At 67.6% G+C, this 17,914-nt stretch carries 16 protein-coding genes and 4 tRNA genes; 12 read left to right on the top strand and 8 right to left on the bottom strand.

Annotation, left to right across the window (positions count from 1 at the left end):
- Window positions 1-188 precede the first annotated feature (188 nt).
- Both E3T24_RS01200 and E3T24_RS01195 read left to right on the top strand, forming a co-directional pair.
- On the top strand, window positions 189-1,061 hold the full coding sequence (locus tag E3T24_RS01200; RefSeq protein ID WP_241978581.1) for a M15 family metallopeptidase: 873 nt from the start codon (window positions 189-191) through the stop codon (window positions 1,059-1,061).
- Window positions 1,062-1,433: 372 nt separating this feature from the next.
- Window positions 1,434-2,141, top strand: coding sequence for an amidase domain-containing protein (locus E3T24_RS01195; RefSeq protein ID WP_134366956.1), 708 nt, complete (start codon window positions 1,434-1,436; stop codon window positions 2,139-2,141).
- A gap of 139 nt (window positions 2,142-2,280) precedes the next feature.
- Here the strand turns inward: E3T24_RS01195 and pgm are convergent, their stop codons facing one another.
- On the bottom strand, window positions 2,281-3,897 hold the full coding sequence (gene pgm, locus E3T24_RS01190; RefSeq protein ID WP_134402970.1) for a phosphoglucomutase (alpha-D-glucose-1,6-bisphosphate-dependent): 1,617 nt from the start codon (window positions 3,895-3,897) through the stop codon (window positions 2,281-2,283).
- 36 nt (window positions 3,898-3,933) lie between these two features.
- On the opposite strand from pgm, the gene pheA reads away from it, so the two are divergent.
- Window positions 3,934-4,932 (top strand): prephenate dehydratase, encoded by a 999-nt coding sequence (gene pheA, locus E3T24_RS01185; RefSeq protein WP_134366959.1) that lies wholly within the window; start codon window positions 3,934-3,936, stop codon window positions 4,930-4,932.
- On the opposite strand, the gene E3T24_RS01180 is transcribed toward pheA, so the two are convergent.
- Complete coding sequence (locus tag E3T24_RS01180) at window positions 4,878-5,873, bottom strand: diacylglycerol kinase family protein (RefSeq protein ID WP_134366961.1); 996 nt, start codon at window positions 5,871-5,873, stop codon at window positions 4,878-4,880. The two genes, pheA and E3T24_RS01180, sit on opposite strands and share 55 nt — an antisense overlap.
- 49 nt (window positions 5,874-5,922) lie before the next feature.
- Here E3T24_RS01180 and serS point away from each other — a divergent pair, with 49 nt between their 5' ends.
- The 7 genes from serS (at window position 5,923) to E3T24_RS01145 (ending at window position 10,649) form a co-directional block, all read left to right on the top strand.
- The gene (serS, locus tag E3T24_RS01175; protein WP_134366963.1) at window positions 5,923-7,194 is read left to right on the top strand and encodes a serine--tRNA ligase; all 1,272 of its coding nucleotides are present in this window, start codon (window positions 5,923-5,925) and stop codon (window positions 7,192-7,194) included.
- Window positions 7,191-8,000, top strand: coding sequence for an HAD-IIB family hydrolase (locus E3T24_RS01170; protein ID WP_134366965.1), 810 nt, complete (start codon window positions 7,191-7,193; stop codon window positions 7,998-8,000). The genes serS and E3T24_RS01170 overlap by 4 nt, the downstream gene beginning before the upstream one ends.
- Window positions 8,001-8,174: 174 nt before the next feature.
- Window positions 8,175-8,259 (top strand) — tRNA-Ser (locus E3T24_RS01165).
- Window positions 8,260-8,298: 39 nt separating this feature from the next.
- Window positions 8,299-9,585 carry an LCP family protein gene (locus E3T24_RS01160; protein ID WP_134366967.1) on the top strand — a complete coding sequence of 429 codons (1,287 nt, stop codon included), beginning with the start codon at window positions 8,299-8,301 and terminating at the stop codon, window positions 9,583-9,585.
- An 87-nt stretch (window positions 9,586-9,672) separates the two neighbouring features.
- A tRNA-Ser gene (locus tag E3T24_RS01155) sits at window positions 9,673-9,763 on the top strand.
- A gap of 111 nt (window positions 9,764-9,874) precedes the next feature.
- Window positions 9,875-10,162, top strand: a complete 288-nt coding sequence (locus E3T24_RS01150) for a hypothetical protein (protein WP_134366969.1) — start codon at window positions 9,875-9,877, stop codon at window positions 10,160-10,162.
- Between the two features lie 10 nt (window positions 10,163-10,172).
- The gene (locus E3T24_RS01145) at window positions 10,173-10,649 is read left to right on the top strand and encodes a VOC family protein (RefSeq protein ID WP_166789149.1); all 477 of its coding nucleotides are present in this window, start codon (window positions 10,173-10,175) and stop codon (window positions 10,647-10,649) included.
- A 124-nt stretch (window positions 10,650-10,773) separates the two neighbouring features.
- On the opposite strand, the gene E3T24_RS01140 is transcribed toward E3T24_RS01145, so the two are convergent.
- A tRNA-Gly gene (locus E3T24_RS01140) sits at window positions 10,774-10,845 on the bottom strand.
- 165 nt (window positions 10,846-11,010) lie between these two features.
- On the opposite strand from E3T24_RS01140, the gene E3T24_RS01135 reads away from it, so the two are divergent.
- Window positions 11,011-11,083: transfer RNA gene (locus E3T24_RS01135), tRNA-Val, on the top strand.
- A gap of 52 nt (window positions 11,084-11,135) precedes the next feature.
- Here E3T24_RS01135 and E3T24_RS01130 read toward each other — a convergent pair.
- Window positions 11,136-11,645 carry a hypothetical protein gene (locus E3T24_RS01130; protein ID WP_134366728.1) on the bottom strand — a complete coding sequence of 170 codons (510 nt, stop codon included), beginning with the start codon at window positions 11,643-11,645 and terminating at the stop codon, window positions 11,136-11,138.
- 100 nt (window positions 11,646-11,745) lie between these two features.
- On the opposite strand from E3T24_RS01130, the gene E3T24_RS01125 reads away from it, so the two are divergent.
- A complete protein-coding gene (locus E3T24_RS01125) occupies window positions 11,746-12,456 on the top strand; it encodes a M50 family metallopeptidase (protein WP_134366729.1) in 711 nt (236 codons plus the stop codon).
- Window positions 12,457-12,514: 58 nt separating this feature from the next.
- On the opposite strand, the gene E3T24_RS01120 is transcribed toward E3T24_RS01125, so the two are convergent.
- The 4 genes from E3T24_RS01120 to E3T24_RS01105 form a co-directional block, all read right to left on the bottom strand.
- Window positions 12,515-13,795: an HNH endonuclease signature motif containing protein gene (locus tag E3T24_RS01120; RefSeq protein WP_134434198.1), complete on the bottom strand. Its 1,281-nt coding sequence runs from the start codon at window positions 13,793-13,795 to the stop codon at window positions 12,515-12,517.
- 148 nt (window positions 13,796-13,943) lie between these two features.
- Window positions 13,944-14,708, bottom strand: a complete 765-nt coding sequence (locus E3T24_RS01115; protein ID WP_134366731.1) for a DUF2071 domain-containing protein — start codon at window positions 14,706-14,708, stop codon at window positions 13,944-13,946.
- A 26-nt stretch (window positions 14,709-14,734) separates the two neighbouring features.
- Entirely contained in the window at window positions 14,735-16,180 is a 1,446-nt protein-coding gene (locus tag E3T24_RS01110) for an SPFH domain-containing protein (protein ID WP_134366732.1), read from the bottom strand.
- A 330-nt stretch (window positions 16,181-16,510) separates the two neighbouring features.
- Window positions 16,511-17,782, bottom strand: coding sequence for an ammonium transporter (locus E3T24_RS01105; protein WP_241976145.1), 1,272 nt, complete (start codon window positions 17,780-17,782; stop codon window positions 16,511-16,513).
- Between the last annotated feature and the right edge of the window lie 132 nt (window positions 17,783-17,914).

The raw sequence follows: 17,914 nt of genomic DNA, 5'->3' as shown, positions 1-17,914 counted from the left end.
AGTGGCGGGGCAACGGGAGCGGGAGGAGTTTGCATCGTGTGCAAAGTTACATCATGAGCAAACAATCTTCAACCGGCTTCGGGCCTGTCGGAGACGCCCCTTCACCGCACGGGTCTAGGATCGCAATCGTGGTGGGAGACGTGCGTCCGGGGGCGGTGCATCCGTTTCGACGGAGGCGCATTGCTGCGGTGACCGCCGTTGTCGCCGTGCTCGCCGCGGGCGCCCTGGCTGCCGGGGCCGTCTCCGGCCGGGGACCGGCCCTCGAACCGAGCGCGCACGCCGTCCCGACGTCCTCACCGACCTCCGCATCGAGCTCCTCGCGCTCGCCGAGCGGGACTCCCGCACCGACCCCGACGCTCCCCACGTTCCCGAGCGCGAGCCCGAACGCCGCGAGCCCGAACCCCGCCCGCCCGGCCCCGTCCGGCTCACCTGACCCCACCGCGGCGCCCTCCTTCGACCGGTCCGCGCACTCCATCGATGACCCGAACAGCCTGTGGGTCGTCGTGGACAAGACCCGGCCGCTTCACCCGGCCGATTACGCCCCGACGGACCTCGTGGACGTGCCGGTGCCCCATGTCTGGGCACCGAAGCTGCGCCGGGAGGCCTCGGATGCCGTTGTCGCCCTGTTCGGGGCTTTCACGGCGGAGACCGGGCTGCAGCTTCAGTCGCAGAGCTCCTACCGGAGCTACAGCACCCAGGTCGACGTCTACAACCAGGACGTGGCCTCGAACGGCCAGGCCGTCGCCGACACGAGTACGGCGCGGCCGGGAACCAGCGAACACCAGACCGGCCTGACCATCGACATCAGCGCACTGCCCGGGATTTGTTCTCTGGAGGCCTGCTTCGGCGACACCCCGCACGGCACGTGGCTCGCGGGCAACGCGTGGCGATTCGGGTTCCTGCTGCGCTACCCGGCGGACAAGGTCCCGGTGACCGGTTACGGCTACGAGCCCTGGCACTTCCGTTACATCGGCGTCGAACTGGCGACTGAGATGCACGACCGCGGGGTGACCACGCTGGAGGAGCTCTTCGGCCTGCCCGCGGCGCCCGGCTACAACTGATCAGCCGCCATGCAGGGGTTTCGGAGCCTTTGCACAGTTTTCTGACAGGTGAGGCGCGTGCTTCACCGCGCGGGTCGACCGGCCGGAAATCGTGACCCGGGTAGAGCGCAGAAGCGCCGGGATTGTGCCGGGATTCACACCTTCCATGCCGGTCAGGCCGCGAATACGCACGTCAAGCCGGTCGACGAGGCACTGGCCCACGCCGAAGTCCCGTCTACGACCGGAGCGCATCGCCTGCCTCTCGGAGCATGGAGGCGCGCGCAGTCCGGGCCCGCGCCGGCTGCGGCCGCGCCGAGACTCGAATACTCTGATTAGCCAGGACCCCCCGGAAAAGGGGTGCCCCCAACGAACGAATAGAGGATAGCTGTGGTGTTGACCCGACGCTTTCGCATCGGCGTAGTCGTGCTCGTGGTCGTCGGCCTTGTCGCCGGCACGGCGGCACTGGCGGCGATGGGATCCGCGGACCCTTCGGCTTCCTCGTCGACGGGTGATCCGGGCAAGGCCGTTGCAGCGCCCACCGAGGCGGCGGCCACAAGCGCGCCGCGCGCCGTGCCGGCGGACGGTGGAGACCCGGTGGCCGTGGATGTCCCGGCCACGGTCAGCACCGGCGCCCAGGCCCAGGTGGCCTACATGCTCGCCCACTGGACGAACTACAACACCGCGGACTACGGGGTCATCAGCGACAACGACTGCGTCAACTTCACCAGCCAGTCCCTGATCGAGCGCGGCTGGGAGATGGACGACGAGTGGTACTCAGACGGAAAGGGCTCATCCTTCACGCACTCGTCGCCGTGGATCAGCTCCACGGCCTTCCGCAATTACCTGGCGGAGTCCGGGCGGGCAACCGCGCTCACGGATGACCAGCGAGACCTGGTCAAGATCGGTGACGTCGCGCAGTTCGACTGGGACAACTCCGGCGACCGGGACCACACCGGAGTCGTCACCCGGATCGAGGGCTCGGGCGAGGACATCGAGATCTTCTACGCGGGCCACACCGACGACACCGACTTCCGCTCGGTGGACTACGCGATCACCGTGAAGCATCCCGGTGCCACCGCGTACTACTGGAGCATCCCCTAGGCCCGACCGCTGAGTCGGCTGCCGGAGTCGACTGCCGGAGTCGACTGCCGGAGTCGACTGCCGATTCGACAACGGCTCACGCTGGTCCTTCGCCGTTCCGCGGGTGGCGCGCCACCCGCGGAACGGCGCTACAGGCGCGCTACGCGATCGCGGCGTCGACGATGGCCTTGGCCTCGATCTGCACCTGCTTGAGGTGCTCCGGGCCCTTGAAGGACTCGGCATAGATCTTGTAGACGTCTTCGGTGCCGCTCGGACGGGCCGCGAACCAGGCGTTCTCGGTGACGACCTTGACGCCGCCGATGGCCGCCCCGTTCCCGGGAGCGTGGCTGAGCTTCGCGATGATCTTCTCGCCGGCGACTTCGGTGGCGGTGATCGCCTCGCCGTCGAGCTTGCCGAGCTGGGCCTTCTGGGCCGGCGTGGCCGCGGCATCCACTCGGGCGTAGGCCGGGTCACCGAAGTGCGCGGTGAGCTCGGCGTAGCGCTGGCTCGGGGTCTTGCCGGTCACCGCGAGGATCTCCGCGGCGAGCAGGGCGAGCAGGATGCCGTCCTTGTCGGTAGTCCAGACGGTTCCGTCGAAGCGCACGAAGCTGGCGCCCGCGCTCTCCTCGCCGCCGAACGCGACCGACCCGTCGATCAGGCCCGGAACGAACCACTTGAAGCCGACCGGCACCTCCCAGAGGTCGCGGCCCAGGAACCCGGCGACGCGATCGATCATGGTCGACGACACGAGGGTCTTGCCGATGGCGGCGTCCGTACGCCAGCCATCTCGGTGGCTGTACAGGTAGTCGATGGCCACCGCGAGGAAGTGGTTCGGGTTCATCAGCCCGTCGTCCGGGGTGACGATCCCGTGGCGGTCGGCGTCCGCGTCGTTGCCGGTGACGATGTCGTACTCGTCCTTGTGCGCGGCGACGGAGGCCATGACCGACTGGCTCGACGGGTCCATCCGGATCTTTTCGTCCCAGTCCAGGGTCATGAACCGCCAGGTCGGATCCACGTGCGGGTTGATCACGGTGAGGTTGAGCTCGTAGCGGTCGCGGATGGCGCCCCAGTAGCCCACGCTCGCCCCGCCGAGCGGGTCGGCGCCGATGCGGATCCCGCTGGCCTTGATCGCGGCCATGTCGATGATGTTCTCGAGGTCGTTCACGTAGGCGCTGCGGAAGTCGTAGGTCTCGACCGCGCTCGGCTCGCTCATCTGCACATCGCCGAGTTCGTCCAGGATGATCTCGTTCGCGCGGTTGGCGATCCACGAGGTGGCGTCGCTGTCGGCCGGTCCGCCGTGCGGCGGGTTGTACTTGAAGCCGCCGTCGGACGGCGGGTTGTGGCTGGGGGTGACCACGATGCCGTCGGCCTCGTCGCTGTTGCCGGCCCGGTTGTAGGCGAGGATCGCGTGCGAGAGTGCCGGGGTGGGCAGGTAGTCATCGAATTCGTCGACGAGCACGCGCACTCCGTTGGCCACCAACACCTCGAGCGCCGTCGTGTAGGCCGGGGCGCTGAGCGCGTGCGGGTCGGCGCCGATGAAGAGCGGCCCGGTGATGCCCTGCAGCGCGCGGTATTCCACGATCGCCTGGGTGGTCGCGATGATGTGGTCTTCGTTGAAGGCCGTGTTCAGCGAACTGCCTCGGTGACCGGAGGTGCCGAACGCCACCCGCTGGGCGGGCACCGTGACATCCGGTTTCAGGTCGTAGTACGCCTTCACCAGTGCATCGACGTCGATAAGATCAGATTCCTGGGCCGGGGTTCCCGCTCGTTGGTTCATGGTCCCCAGTCTTGCACTGCAAGTAGGCTGGGAGCCATGTCCGAGACGCGCAATGTCAGCTACAGCTTCCTCGGGCCCACGGGCACCTTCACCGAGGCGGCCCTGGCTCAGGTGACCGCGGCCCGCGGTCAGACCTGGCGGGCCGTGAACAATGTCGGTGAAGCGCTCGCCGACGTCGTCTCCGGCCGCAGCGTGGCTGCGATGATCGCGATCGAGAACTCGGTCGAGGGCGGCGTGTCCGCCACGCAGGACGCCCTCGCGAGCGTGCCCGACCTGCGCATCATCGGTGAGTACCTGGTTCCGGTCAACTTCGTCCTGGTGGCGCGTCCCGGGACGACGCTCGACGACGTGCAGGTCGTCAACGCGCATCCGGTGGCCTACGCCCAGTGTCACACCTGGCTAGAGACGAACCTGCCGCACCACGGCCACATTCCGGCCTCCAGCAACGTGGCGGCCGCCTCGGCCCTGCTCATAAGCGACCAGGCGGATGCCGCCATCGCCCCGCCCGGCATCGAGAAGCACCATGACGTCGTGGTCCTGGCCGCGGGCATCGGCGACAACCCGAACGCGGTGACGCGGTTCGTGCTGGTCAGCCGAACCACCGCGCTGCCGCCCCGCACGGGCGCCGACAAGACGAGCCTGATCGTCGAACTGCCCGAAGACCGTTCCGGCGCCCTGCTCGAGATGCTCGAGCAGTTCGCCACCCGGGGCGTGAATCTAAGCCTGATCCAGTCGCGCCCGATCGGTGACGCCATGGGGCGTTACCGCTTCGTGATCGACGCCGACGGCCACATCCACGACGAACGTGTCGCCGACGCCCTGCTGGGGCTGCGCCGCTTCAGCCCGCAGGTGATCTTCCTCGGTTCGTATCCGCGCGCCGACAAGCAGCCGATCGAGTTCACGTCCCGCTACGACGACGACGTGTTCATCGGCGCCCGGGCCTGGCTGAGCGGGCTGCTCGGCCTGCCCGGCCGCGAGGCTCAGGAACCGGCGGGCAGCCGCACGATCAGGGATGCCGGGTCCGCGCGCAGGTAGACCGAGCGCACCGGGCCCAGGGACTCGCCGTCGATCTCGAAGTCCTGCGGCTGCTCCACCACGATGCGGATGTCGGCGCCGCGCAGCGTGGTCATCACCCGCTCCCGGTTCGATTCGGTGCGTTCGATGATCCGGCGTCCCACCGCCGACCGCCGCAGCACCCCGTTCTCCCAGGTCACCCGGCGCCAGATCGCCAGCCAGCCGAGCACGCCCTTGGGCTGCAGCACCGCGATGTCCAGGATGCCGTCGTCGATGCGCGCATCGGGCAGCAACTGCAGGTTCCCCGGCAGCAGGCCGCAGTTGGCGACCAGGATCATGCTGACGTGCGCCGGCCGATGCGGTCGCCCGTTCAGGCTGTACCGGATCCCGAACGGTTTGACCGTGGGCAGCACCCGCGCGACGGCATCCACGTAGGCCAGCCAGCCGACCTTCCGCTTCAAATCGGGCCGGGTGTTGGCGATCATCTGGGCGTCCAGGCCGAGCCCCGTCATCACGAGGAAGATGTGGTCGACCGTGACGCCGTCATCCGTTCTGACGGATGCCACGCCCACGTCGATGGGCTTGTCGACCCCGGTGAACGCGATGGCGGTGGCCTCGTCAAGACCGGACAGCGGCAGTCTCAGGTTGCGGGCCAGCAGGTTGCCGGTGCCCGACGGCACGATGGCGAGGGTCACCCGGGTGCCGCGCAGTGCCTCGGCGGCCGCTCGAACCGTGCCGTCGCCGCCGGCCACGAGCACCATGGAGGCTCCCTGCTCGATCGCCAGAAGGGCGGCCCCTCGGCCCGAATCCTCCGGGCTGGTCGGAAACCAGAGCGACCCCGCCCAGCCCGCGGTCGTTTCTGCCGCGGCCACGCTCGCCCGCAGCCGGTCCAGATTGACCTTGATCGGGTTGTAGACCACGGCAGCCTGTTGCACAAGAAGGGGCTGACCGGGAGTATCCACGGTGGCAAGGCTAGCGCGGCGGCCTGGTCAGCGCTTGTAGACTGGCCCCGTGATTGATCCTGTGCTGCTGCGAGAGAATCCCGACCTGATCAAGCGATCGCAGAAGGCGCGCGGTGCGTCGGTCGAGGCCGTCGACGACGCGCTCGCGTCCGACAGCGAACGCCGGGCCACGATCCAGGCGTTCGAGTCGCTCCGCGCCTCGCAGAACCAGTTCGGCAAGCAGGTCGCCGCCGCGCCCGCCGCCGAGAAGAAGGCCCTCGTCGCCCAGGCGCAGAGCCTGGCCGCCGAGGTGAAAGTCGCCGGGGTCGCCGCGTCCGCCGCCGAGGCCCGTTTCACCGCGGTCGTGCGCACCCTCGCGAACCCCATCATCGACGGCGTTCCGGCCGGCGGGGAAGAGAACTTCGTCACGCTCCGCACCCACGGGGACGTGCCCATCTTCGACTTCGAACCGCGCGACCACCTCGAGCTGGGCGAACTGCTCGGCGCCATCGACATGTCCCGCGGCGCCAAGGTGTCCGGGTCACGGTTCTACTTCCTGCGCGGCATCGGCGCCCGCCTCGAGATCGCCCTGATGAACATGGCGCTCGACCGGGCCCTCGCGGCCGGTTTCATCCCCCTGATCACCCCCAACCTGGTGCGGCCGGAGATCATGGACGGCACCGGCTTCCTCGGCGAGCACGCCGACGAGATCTACTACCTGCCGACGGATGAGCTGTACCTCACGGGCACGAGCGAGGTCGCGCTCGCCGGCTACCACTCCGAAGAGATCCTCGACCTGGCCGGTGAGCCCCTCCGCTACGCCGGCTGGTCCACCTGCTACCGCCGCGAGGCCGGCTCGGGCGGCAAGGACACCCGGGGGATCATCCGGGTGCACCAGTTCAACAAGCTGGAGATGTTCACCTACGTGCTGCCGGAGAACGCAGAAGCGGAGCACGACCGCCTCGTCGCGCTGCAGGAGGACATGCTCCAGTCCCTCGGCCTGAGCTACCGCGTCATCGACGTGGCGGCCGGCGACCTCGGCTCGAGTGCGGCCCGCAAGTTCGACATCGAGGCCTGGGTTCCCACCCAGAACGCGTACCGCGAACTGACCAGCACCAGCAACTGCACGACCTACCAGGCCCGCCGTCTGGACATCCGTTACCGCACGGAGTCGGGCAAGACCGCGCCCGTGGCCACCCTGAACGGCACCCTGGCGACCACCCGCTGGATCGTCGCCATTCTCGAGACGCACCAGCAGGCGGACGGTTCCGTCATCGTTCCGGAGGCGCTCCGGCCCTGGCTCGGCGGCCTCGACGTGATCCGGCCGGTCGGCGCCCCATGAGCCGGACGGACCTGCCCTGGCTGGTGGCGCTCGACATCGACGGCACCACCATGCACGAGGACGGAACCATCAGCGATGGCGTCCTCGAACAGGTGCAGCGTCTCGCCGCGGCCGGCCACGAGGTCATGCTGGCGACGGGCCGCTCGGCCGCGACCACGCTGCCCGTGCTCGACCGGCTCGAGATCACCCCGCGCTTCGTGGTCTGCTCGAACGGTGCGATCACCCTGCACCGCGACCCGGACGCCCCGACCGGATACCGGCGCGAATGGGTCGAAACCTTCGACCCAACCGATGTCCTCCTCTCCATCCGGTCGCACCTGACCGGCGCCCGGTACGCCGTCGAGGACGAGCACGGTTTCTATCGCTACACCGAGGCCTTCCCGGACGCCACGATCGGGCTCGACAGCGAACACGTCGATTTCGACGACCTGTTGCGCCAGGACGCGACCCGGGTCGTCGTCATCTCGCCGGGCCACGACATGGAGGATTTCCTCCAGGTCGTCGACCGGATGGGATTGAGCCGCGTCAGCTACGCGATCGGCTGGACCGCGTGGCTGGACATCGCCCCCGACGGGGTGAACAAGGCCACCGCCATGGAACGGGTGCGCGCCGAGGTCGGCATTCCGCGCAGCCGGGTGATGGCGGTCGGAGACGGGCGCAACGACATCGAACTGCTGGAATGGGCATCCGTTCACGGGCGAGGCGTGGCCATGGGCCAGGCGCCGCAGGAAGTGCTCACGGCGGCCGGCGAGATCACCGGCGCGGTGCAGGACGACGGGCTCGCCGTCATTCTCGGCAGCCTGTAGGTTCGCAGCAGTGTGTCGACGGATGCCGGAACGTGCCCCCGCACCGCTTCCGGCCCGCGTCCAGCGCGCTGCCAGCATCCTCTGGCACAGTGGTGAACCTCCAATCGGCTAGAATCGGTCGGTATTCGCTTGTCAGCGTGCGCAGGTTCAATCGGCGCCGCTGGGCAGCGAACGGGAGGGCTGTCCGAGCGGCCGATGGAGCCAGTCTTGAAAACTGGTGGGCAGAGATGTCTCGTGGGTTCGAATCCCACGCCCTCCGCACCTCGATCCTGCACGGTGCACTAGCGAAGGGACCTGAGTGAGCGACCAACTTCGCCCCCGCTCGACGCGTTCGAAGAAGATCCGGACGCTCGCGCGGCACGGTCGCCTACGCCGGTCCAATCCGTTCGTCACCGTGGCCAAGGTGCTCGCCGCGGCACTGGCCGTCCTCCTCGTCAGCGGCGTCTCCGTCGCCGCCATCGCCACCTACGACGTCGCCGCCAGTGTGCAGCCGAGCGTGAAACTGGCCAGCGAGACCGACGGGCCCGCTCCGAAGATCGATGCGATCGCCGGCGGCGTGAACCTCCTCATCGTCGGAAGCGACAGCCGCAAGGGGCAGGATGCGCGATTCGGCCCCGAGGACTCCACCGGCGACCTCAACGACGTCACCATGCTGCTGCACATCTCCGCGGACCACTCCAACGCCTCCGTGATCAGTTTTCCCCGGGACATGTACGTGCCGATCCCGGAATGCCCCAACCCGGACGGCGGCACCTTCGATTCGATGGGCAGCCAGAAGATCAACACCACGCTCACCTACGGCGGACTGGCCTGCACCGTTCTCACCGTCGAGCAGCTCACCGGCCTGAACATCCCCTACGCCGCCGAGGTGCAGTTCAGCGGCGTCATGGCCATGTCGACGGCCGTCGGCGGCGTGCCGGTCTGCGTCGCGGAAGACATCGAAGACGAGTACACCGGCACCTTCCTCAAGGCCGGCATGCACACCCTGGAAGGCGTGGATGCGCTCCAGTTCCTGCGCACCCGCCACGGCGTCGGCGACGGCAGCGACCTCACCCGCATCAGCAACCAGCAGGTGTTCATGTCCTCGCTCGTGCGCACGATCAAGAGCGCGTCGACGCTCTCCGACCCGCTCAAGGTGTACTCGCTGGCCAAGGCCGTGACGGCGAACATGACGCTTTCGACCAACCTCAACGACGTGTCCACGCTCGCCTCGATCGCGGTGGCCCTGAAAGACATCGACCTGAACAAGGTTGTCTTCGTCCAGGTTCCCACCGGCACCGTCGACGGCGGCGTGATCCCCCTGCAATCCGACTTCGACAACCTGTTCGAGGCTGTTGCGGCCGACAAGCCGATCCAGTTGGGCGGTACCACCGGCGGCGGCGCGACCCAGGACCCGAACGCTCCCGTGGCGGCGACGCCTGACCCGGCGGCCGCCGACCCCGCGGCCACCACGAACCCGAGTGCCGTTCCGGACCCGGCCGCGACGAAGAATCCGTCCGATGGCGCCGTCCTGTCAGACTCGACCACCGGGCAGACGGCCGGGGACTACACCTGTTCGGTCGGGCGAACGCTCGAAGACCAGTAGCCGTGTGAACGGCATCCGCACAGTGTGTTCGTGCGGATGCCGTCAGTACGGTTATGATTGTTCAGGTGTGTTTGTAATGAACACCAAGGAGACGTCGCATAGTACGGCTTAGTGCACCACCCTGCTAAGGTGGAGTACCCTTCACGGGGTACCGTGGGTTCAAATCCCACCGTCTCCGCACTTGAGAGCCCGCAGCCGTCCCCGGAATCCCTCGTTCACTGATCCAGTGTTCAGAGGGCATCCGGGGCTTTTTCTGTTCATCGGGGCGGACCGAGCGTACGCTGGCGGCATGAATGAGCAGAAGCCCTCCGGTGGGCACCATCCAGGCGGCTACGTGCGGTTCATCGACTGGATGGACGCCAAACTGAAACGTCCCTTGGGGCCGCCGCCGGTGGGCCCATACGATGCGGTCGTCCGGCGGGTCGGCGAGGCCACGTGCCCCGTGTGCGGCCGGCCGATGGCCGACCACACCATCGATCATTCGGGTCCGAACGCGGTCCTGCACTGCCCGGCGGATCCCAGGCCGACGCCTCCGGATGAGGCGGTCAACGAACTGGGAATGAAGAAGGGGCACTGACGTGTAGACGATCAGTCCGTTCCTGTGGTTCGACAATCAGGCTGAGGAGGCGGCCACCTTCTACGTCTCGGTCTTCAGAAATTCCCGGATCGTGAGCGTTGTGCGCTATCCCGAGGGTTCCCCCGCCCCGGCTGGCACCGCGATGACGGTGTCCTTCGTGATCGACGGGCTCGAGTTCCAGGCGCTCAACGGGGGACCGCGGTACACGTTCACCGAGGCGATCTCCTTCGTCGTGAGGGCCGAAACCCAGGACGAGATCGACCATTTGTGGGAGAAGCTGACCGCGGGGGGTTCACCGGGCCGGTGCGGCTGGCTCAAGGACAAATTCGGGCTTTCCTGGCAGATCGTGCCGCCGGTTCTGGTCGAGTTGCTGGGCGACCCCGATCCCGAGCGGTCGAGCCGGGTCATGCAGGCCATGTTGCCGATGGGCAACCTCGATATCGCGGCTCTCCGCGCCGCTGCCGATTCTCCGGCCGCTCCGGTCTGATCGAAGTCGCGTGACATCGATGCCTCGGCTCTCGTGACCGGCTAGCCGTTTCGGCTAGTGCGCGGAATCGGTGGCCTGGGGGTGGGCGCGGGTCCTGGCCCGGTTGCCGCGGCCGNCCAATTCGAGCGGATGACGAGATTCGAACTCGCGACCCTCACCTTGGCAAGGTGATGCGCTACCACTGCGCCACATCCGCAACTGCGCGCATTTCTGCGCGCTTGAAGACTCTAGCCGATACTCCCGTGCATTTTCAAACCGAGCCGCCCCGGCGTGTTGCGGCCCTCTCGATGTGCGCCGCGTCCCCGCTCTGGGCTAGTATCAAGACTCGTGGTTGCAGTTCTTTCACAGTTTTTACCACAATGGGCGATTGGCGCAGTTGGTAGCGCGCTTCCTTCACACGGAAGAGGTCATCGGTTCGAGTCCGGTATCGCCCACAACAAAAAACCCCGGTTCTCCGGGGTTTTTTTGTTTCCACCCTGCCGCGGCCTACTGGACCGGTGCCAGCGTCCGTCTATCGGGCAGGTACACCACCATTTTGTCGCTGCCGTCCACGTCGACTTCAACCAGTGTGTCCACGCCCTCGTGAAGCACCGTGACGCTGTGTCCGGCGATGAGCTCCCCGGCCGCCTTGCCGCCGACGGTGATCCCGTAGTCCTCTGAGAGAAACGTGATCACCGATTCCCTGTAGTCGGCTTCAGCCTGCGCGGTCGCTGCGGCGATCCCGCGGACCTCAGCGTTGTAGGCGACGGAGAGGCCCACGATGTTGGCGGCGATGAGGACGGCGAGCACGCCAATGGCGATGAGTGTGGCCCGTTGGAATTTGACGTAGCTGCTATGCACGAGGTACCAGAGCAGGACCGCGATGACCAGCAGGCCAGTGAGAGGAATCAACGCGATCAGAGCAGCGTGCACCGGGGCGGACTCGCCGGCAGTCTGGTTGGGTTCGACGAAGGGGCCGGGGTTGGCTGCGACGGCGATGATGAGGTTCGCGAGCATGGGCGTCTCCAGAGATATGGGGACTAGCCTCATCAGCCTGCTTGATGACCCCCCCACGGAGAAGTTTAGGGGGTTCGCTTCGTGACCTAGGCTGACAACCATGGACGGGCTGGTCGCACTCTGGGGGCAACTCTCCGCACGCAACGAACCGCTGCCGGCGGCCACGGCCTGGCTGACCATCGCGGCCGCCGCCCTGCTCGTGCTGGTGCCGGGTCTGTGGCGCATCGGGCGCCATGTCATCACGATCGCGCACGAGGGCGGGCACGCCGTCGTGGCGACGCTGAGCGGGCGTCGGCTGGGCGGCATCCGTTTGCACTCGGATACCTCGGGGCTGACGGTCAGCAGCGGACGCCCCCGCGGGCCCGGAATGGTGCTGACTCTCCTGGCCGGGTATCCGGCGCCCGCTCTCCTGGGGCTCGGCGCTGCACGGATGCTCAGCCTCGGCTACGACATCGGCCTGCTCTGGCTGCTGCTGGTTGCCCTGGCACTGCTGCTGGTACAGATCCGCAACTGGTTCGGGCTCTGGTCGGTCCTGGTCACGGCGGCCGTCATCTTCGGCATCACCTGGTTCGCCTCTCCCCCGGTGCAGGGCGTCTTCGCCCTGCTGATCACGGCGTTCCTGCTGCTGGGCGCGGTGCGCACCGTGGCGGAGTTGCACCGCTCCCGGTCACGGAGCCGCGGCAGCGCCTCCGACGCCGACCAGCTGGCGCGTCTGACGCACATCCCCGGTGTCATCTGGGTGGCCGTGTTCCTCGTCGCGACGGTCGCGTGCGCTGGGTTCGCCGGACGCTTCCTCGGTCTGCTCGCCTGATCCGGCCGCCACGCCAGCGAACCGGGCACCGGGTCTCGAACGATTCTCAAGGCGACTGTCAGAACGGCGAGGGTTGAGGCACAGATGTCTTCGCGGACTCCCCCGGCGGAGGTTCGGGTTCCACCGCACGGATGACCGTGGCCGGCTCACTCATGAACGCCCGCCCACTCGGTGACCTCCACTGGAGGACACCATCTTCGAGGTGTTTCACGGTCCACCCGGTTTCGCTTTTGAGCGCGTGGCACGGCGGACACAGGTGCGCGAGGTTGTCCTCCGCGGTCAAACCGTTGAACTGCCAATCGAGCGAATGATCGATGTCGGAATGCGCCGCCGACCGGTTGCAGCCGGGAAACCGGCACGTCTCGTCCCGCACCCGCAAGTACTTCTTGAGGTCTTTCGGCACCTTGTACCTGTCCCGGCCCACTGAGAGCACCACCCCGGTCTCCGGATGCACCAGAAGCCGCGTGAAGCTCGGCGCGCCGGCAGCGATCCGGCGGGCCGTGTCCGCGTCGATCGGGCCGTAACCCTCCATGTGGGCGGGTTCGTCGTTGAGGCCCATGAGGCTGAACACCGGGACCGTGATGTTCACCGAACCCCGGATCCCCTTTCCCAGGCCCGACGGCGTGACCCCATCCAGGATCAGATCCTCGAACACATCCGCCTTCAACTGGGTCAGCGTGCGGTCTTCCTCGGCGCATTGCAGGCTCAGGGCCATCAGCGTGATCCGTTCGTGGGCGGCCTGCGCCTTCTCCGCACTCGCGTAGAAGGTGAGCGAGGCCATGCCGTCCGGCTCGGGCTCGAAGAACACCGCCCGGTCCTTCACCGACTTCTGATGCCGGGCCCTGATCGTCTCGGGGTGCCACCGCTCCCGCAGAATCCGCGCGTTGTACTTCAGCTTCGACGCGGTGAGCGTGCCCGCGGACTTCAGCACCGCGGCTTCGAATTCCGCGCGCCCTTCCTCCGGCACCGACCACGCCTGATTGACCACCACCTGCGCATGCCGGTAGCTGATCTCCCCCGAAGCCAGCGCAGCCCGGGTCGCGGGCAGCTCCACGGCCAGGGCCCGGCACTCCGCGACCAGGTTCTCCGCCGTGCGCTGCGGCACCCGGATCGTGCAGGCCAGCTCGCTGGAGAACTCCCGCTCGGCCACCTCGCGGGCATCCCAGCGGGCACCCGGCACCCGGGCCTTGTGGTGGGCGATCGCCTGCCCGAACCGGCGCGCCTCCTCGACCCGTTCGGCCCGCCGGGCGAAGGCCACGGCGATGTCCCGTTCGGCCTCCGCGATCGCGTCGAAATGCCGGCCCATGGCCTCTCGCTCTTCGATGATTGACGGCTTCATGGGGAACACGCTATGTGCATCCACCGACACTCGCCCGGCATCCGTGGACACCGTGGATAAACCGATCAGACCCGTAGTGTGGAGGAGAAGTCGAAATACTGAAACTGCCGACACCGGCGGCGGTCACTGCACTCAGACCCGGCGACTCTCAGCCGGCCGACCCGAACCAGGTCGTGACCCCAGGCGCGTAGAGCACGGAATCCGGCGGGCGCTCGGCCAACCCGGGGAAGCCCGCCACGGCGAGCAGGGTGTCGTCGAGCCGCAGGAGTTCGGCCTCGTAGAGCGCCCAGGGCTCGTGGTGGTTGCGCAGGTGCACCGTGCGACCGCGGGTGCGGGTGAACAATGCCCAGCGCGCGGTCAGGAAATCGGCGAGGAGGTCCCCGACGACCGGACGGTTGGTGGGACGCACCACGATGTCCGTGTGGGCCGACCCGGTCAGATGGCGCCTGGACGTGTAGTGAAACTCCGGCCCGGCACTCCCCTGCCCGGTGCTCCCCGGACCCGACGACACCTCGAGGCGCGTGCGGGACCACATGTAGGGGATCGAGAACAGGGCGCGGGCCGCGAGCACGGCTGCGAGGCGGGACGCTTCGAGGGATACGAAGACGACGCCTCGGTGACCCTGTTCGTCCACGGCGTACAGCCGCACGTTCACCTCGACGAACGTGCCGAAATACGGGATCGGTGGGCTGCCGAAGACGGTGGCGCGGTCGAGCACGAACGGGATCAGACCGACCCAGCTCGTGCCGTCGAACTCGTCCGGGACCAGCCCGGCCGGGAGCAGGGGCGCCACCAGGGCGGCGTCCACGCGCCAGTGCAAGAACATGAGATGCGACCAGCGCTGACTGGCGGCCGCCCGCCCCGCCAGGAGCGGCGCGATCGCCGAGATCGGGTCCATCGCAGCATCCGTCATCGAACAGTCTCCCCTGGGCTCTGCGGCTAGGCCTCGACGGCGGGAGCAGCCAGGGCGTGGTCGACGTCGGCCTGCTGGGCGGTCGTGAGGGCAGGCACCGGCGTGGACACCTTCACCGCGGCTGCTCCGGCCGCGACACCGCCGACCAGGTTGCCGAGAAGCTCCCGGATACCGACGCCCATCGTCGACTTCAGCACCCCGTCGACCTCGGTGAAACCGGAGGCGACGTTCTTGGTCAGCTGGCTGGCGCCATCCGTGGAAATGACGGTGAGGTTGTCGATGTTCGACATCGGGGCGGCCAGCTCACGGGCGATCTCGGGCAGCATCTCCACCATGCGCAACTGGATGAGCGCCTCGCTCTGCTCAGCCACAGCCTCGGCGGACAGGCGGGTGGCGGTCGCCTCCGCCGTACCGCGGGCAAGGATGGCGTCGGCGTTGGCCTGACCCTCGGCGCGGATCGCCTCGGCATTCGCGATGCGGCTGTCCCGATCGGCGTTCGCGGCGGCCACCGCGGCCTCGGCCGCCGCGACGGCGGTCACCCGGATGCGGTAGGCGTCGGCATCGGCGATGGCGTTCACTTCGGATTCCAGCTCGGCTTTGCGCAGGGAGGCCCGGCGCTGAGCGGTGAGCTCCTGCTGCTGCACGATGGACTGCTGGGCCTTGGCCTCGGCCAGCGGCTTGGCCGCGGCGGCTTCGGCGGAGGCCTTGTCTGTGTCCAGCTGCAGGGCGGCCTTGCGCAGCGCGAGCGTGTTCTGCGCCTCGGCGATGGCCTGCTCGGCCAGGATCGCGGCCTCCTGAGCTTCCCGGTTCGCCTGGTGCTCGGCCACTTCGGCCTGGCGCCGCACCTTGGCCTGCTCGGCCCGGCCGAGGTCACGGATGTAGTCGTTCTCGTCGGTGATGCCCTTGATCTCGAAGGAGTCGACGTCGACGCCCTGGTTGGCGAGGGATTCACGGGCGGTCGCCAGCACGGAGGAGCCGAGCTCGTCCCGCTTCTGGATGATCGTCATGACGTTCGTGCCACCGATCGAGGAGCGCAGCGACCCCGACAGCACCTCCTGCGCGAAGCCGTCGATGTTCTTGTCCTGACCGAGGAAGCGCTGCGCGGCGGCCCGGATCGCTGCCGGGTCGTCGCCGACCTTCACGATCGCGACGGCCTCGACGGTGAGGGTGACGCCGTTCTGGTCCTGGGCGACGGCCGTGATCTCGATCGCACGGCTGCGCAGGCTGATCTTGAACGCCTTTTGGAAGAACGGGGTGATGAACACGCCCTGGCCATGGACGACCCGTTGACCGGATTCCTCCAGGGCCTGGCCGTCGACAATGGTCTTCTTGGATTTCTTGCCGGTGATCACGAGGGCCTCGTCCGGCCCGGCGTTCTTGTAGACGGTCTTGGCGTAGATCAGTCCGATCAGGAAAACGACGACCGCCAGGGCGATGAAGCCGGGGATGGGACTGAGCAGGAACTCGAACATGGAATCCTTCCGTTCGTGCCGGCGCCGGTGGGCGCGGGCACGGGAATGAGCTGGGCGGTGCGGCGGTGACGTGCGTGAGTCCACGCTATCGGCACCGGCGGCATCCGGATCAAAAATGGAACTGGGGGCCGGGGAAAAAAGAGGGCCCGCCCCGGTCTCGACTGAACGGGACCGGAGCGGAGCGCTCGCACCGTTCGGGTCAGTGCGAGCATCGTGAGCATGGCTCAGTTCTGCCAGCCAGTCAAGGAGTGTAGAAGGGCGACGGCGCAGCCGAAGGAACCGGATGCGCCGCCGCCCGTGGAACGACAGGTGCGGTGAGTGGAGCTGCCGCTACACGGTGTCGAGCGCGTAGCCCTCTTCGCCGTGCACGATCGTGTCGACTCCGGCAACCTCGTCTTCGTTGTTGATGCGGAAGCCGATCGTCTTCTGGATCACCCAGCCGATGGCGTAGGCCATCACGAAGGAGAAGATCGCGATGCTGAAGGCGGCCAGCGCCTGCACGCCGAGCTGGGCGAAGCTGCCCGTGTCGAGCAGGCCGATGCCCGAGCCGACGATGCCGATGAACAGGGTGCCGATCATGCCGCCGATGAGGTGGATGCCCACCACGTCGAGGGAGTCGTCGAAGCCCCACTTGAACTTGAGGTCGATGGCGACCGCACACACCGCGCCGACGAGAACGCCGAGGACAATCGCCCAGCCTGGGGTGAGGATGTTACAGGCCGGGGTGACGGCGACGAGTCCCGCAACAGCACCGGATGCCGCACCGATCGAGGTGGGCTTGCCGTCCTTGATCTTCTCGACGATCAGCCAGCCGAGGATGCCGGCGGCGGGTGCGACGAGCGTGTTGACCCAGGCGAGGGCGGCAACACCGTCGACGGCAGCTTCCGAGCCGGCGTTGAAGCCGAACCAGCCGAACCACAGCAGCGACGCACCGAGAAGGGTCAGCGGAACGTTGTGGGGCTTGGAGATGCCCTTCTTGAAGCCGACGCGCTTTCCGAGCACCAGGGCCAGAGCGAGGCCGGCTGCACCGGCGTTGATGTGCACGGCGGTTCCACCGGCGAAGTCGTTGACTCCGAGGGCGGCCGGAGCCCAGCCGTCGGCGAGGTTGAAGACCCAGTATGCGACGGGGAAGTAGACCAGCGTCGACCAGACGGCGGCGAAGATGAGCCAGGCGCCGAATTTCGCACGGTCGGCGATCGCTCCGGAGATCAGGGCCACAGTGATGATGGCGAAGGTGGCCTGGAAGCCGGCGAACGCCAGCCCGTTCAGGTCGGGGTTCAGCGTTCCGTCTTCGCCGGCGCCGAGCAGGCCGGTCAGGCCGAGGAAGCTGGTCGGGTCGCCGAGGAAGCCGGGGATGAGCGGAGGCCCGAAGGCGAGCCCGTAACCGAAGACGACCCACAGCACGCCGACGACGCCCATGGCGCCGAAGCTCATCATCATCATGCTGATGACGCTCTTGGCCTTGACCATGCCGCCGTAGAAGAAGGCAACACCGGGAGTCATCAGGAGCACGAGGGCTGACGCGACGAGAAGCCACAGGGAGTTGACGTTCAGGCTTATTTCGTCTGTTGTGGCGTTCATCAGGACTGACAGTTCAACCATGGATATGGTTACCTCTCTCTAACTAACAGTGATTGCCGTCGACGTGCACAGGGTGAGCATTGATCGTGTCTCGGCGGGTACAGAGTCAGTTTGGAGTTGTCAGGTTTCGGGAAGTGCGCCGGTATGTTTCGG

Source organism: Cryobacterium sp. TmT2-59 (assembly GCF_004403545.1).
GTDB lineage: Bacteria > Actinomycetota > Actinomycetes > Actinomycetales > Microbacteriaceae > Cryobacterium > Cryobacterium shii.
This window is presented reverse-complemented; position numbering and strand designations above follow the sequence as displayed.

Bases quoted from the DNA above. Each gene is read 5' to 3' on its own strand.
- E3T24_RS01150 (WP_134366969.1), top strand. From the start codon at position 9,875: ATGAATGAGCAGAAGCCCTCCGGTGGGCACCATCCAGGCGGCTACGTG.
- E3T24_RS01170 (WP_134366965.1), top strand. From the start codon at position 7,191: ATGAGCCGGACGGACCTGCCCTGGCTGGTGGCGCTCGACATCGACGGC.
- E3T24_RS01115 (WP_134366731.1), bottom strand. From the start codon at position 14,708: ATGACGGATGCTGCGATGGACCCGATCTCGGCGATCGCGCCGCTCCTG.
- pheA (WP_134366959.1), top strand. From the start codon at position 3,934: ATGTCCGAGACGCGCAATGTCAGCTACAGCTTCCTCGGGCCCACGGGC.
- E3T24_RS01110 (WP_134366732.1), bottom strand. From the start codon at position 16,180: ATGTTCGAGTTCCTGCTCAGTCCCATCCCCGGCTTCATCGCCCTGGCG.
- E3T24_RS01105 (WP_241976145.1), bottom strand. From the start codon at position 17,782: ATGGTTGAACTGTCAGTCCTGATGAACGCCACAACAGACGAAATAAGC.
- E3T24_RS01130 (WP_134366728.1), bottom strand. From the start codon at position 11,645: ATGCTCGCGAACCTCATCATCGCCGTCGCAGCCAACCCCGGCCCCTTC.
- pgm (WP_134402970.1), bottom strand. From the start codon at position 3,897: ATGAACCAACGAGCGGGAACCCCGGCCCAGGAATCTGATCTTATCGAC.
- E3T24_RS01125 (WP_134366729.1), top strand. From the start codon at position 11,746: ATGGACGGGCTGGTCGCACTCTGGGGGCAACTCTCCGCACGCAACGAA.
- E3T24_RS01120 (WP_134434198.1), bottom strand. From the start codon at position 13,795: ATGAAGCCGTCAATCATCGAAGAGCGAGAGGCCATGGGCCGGCATTTC.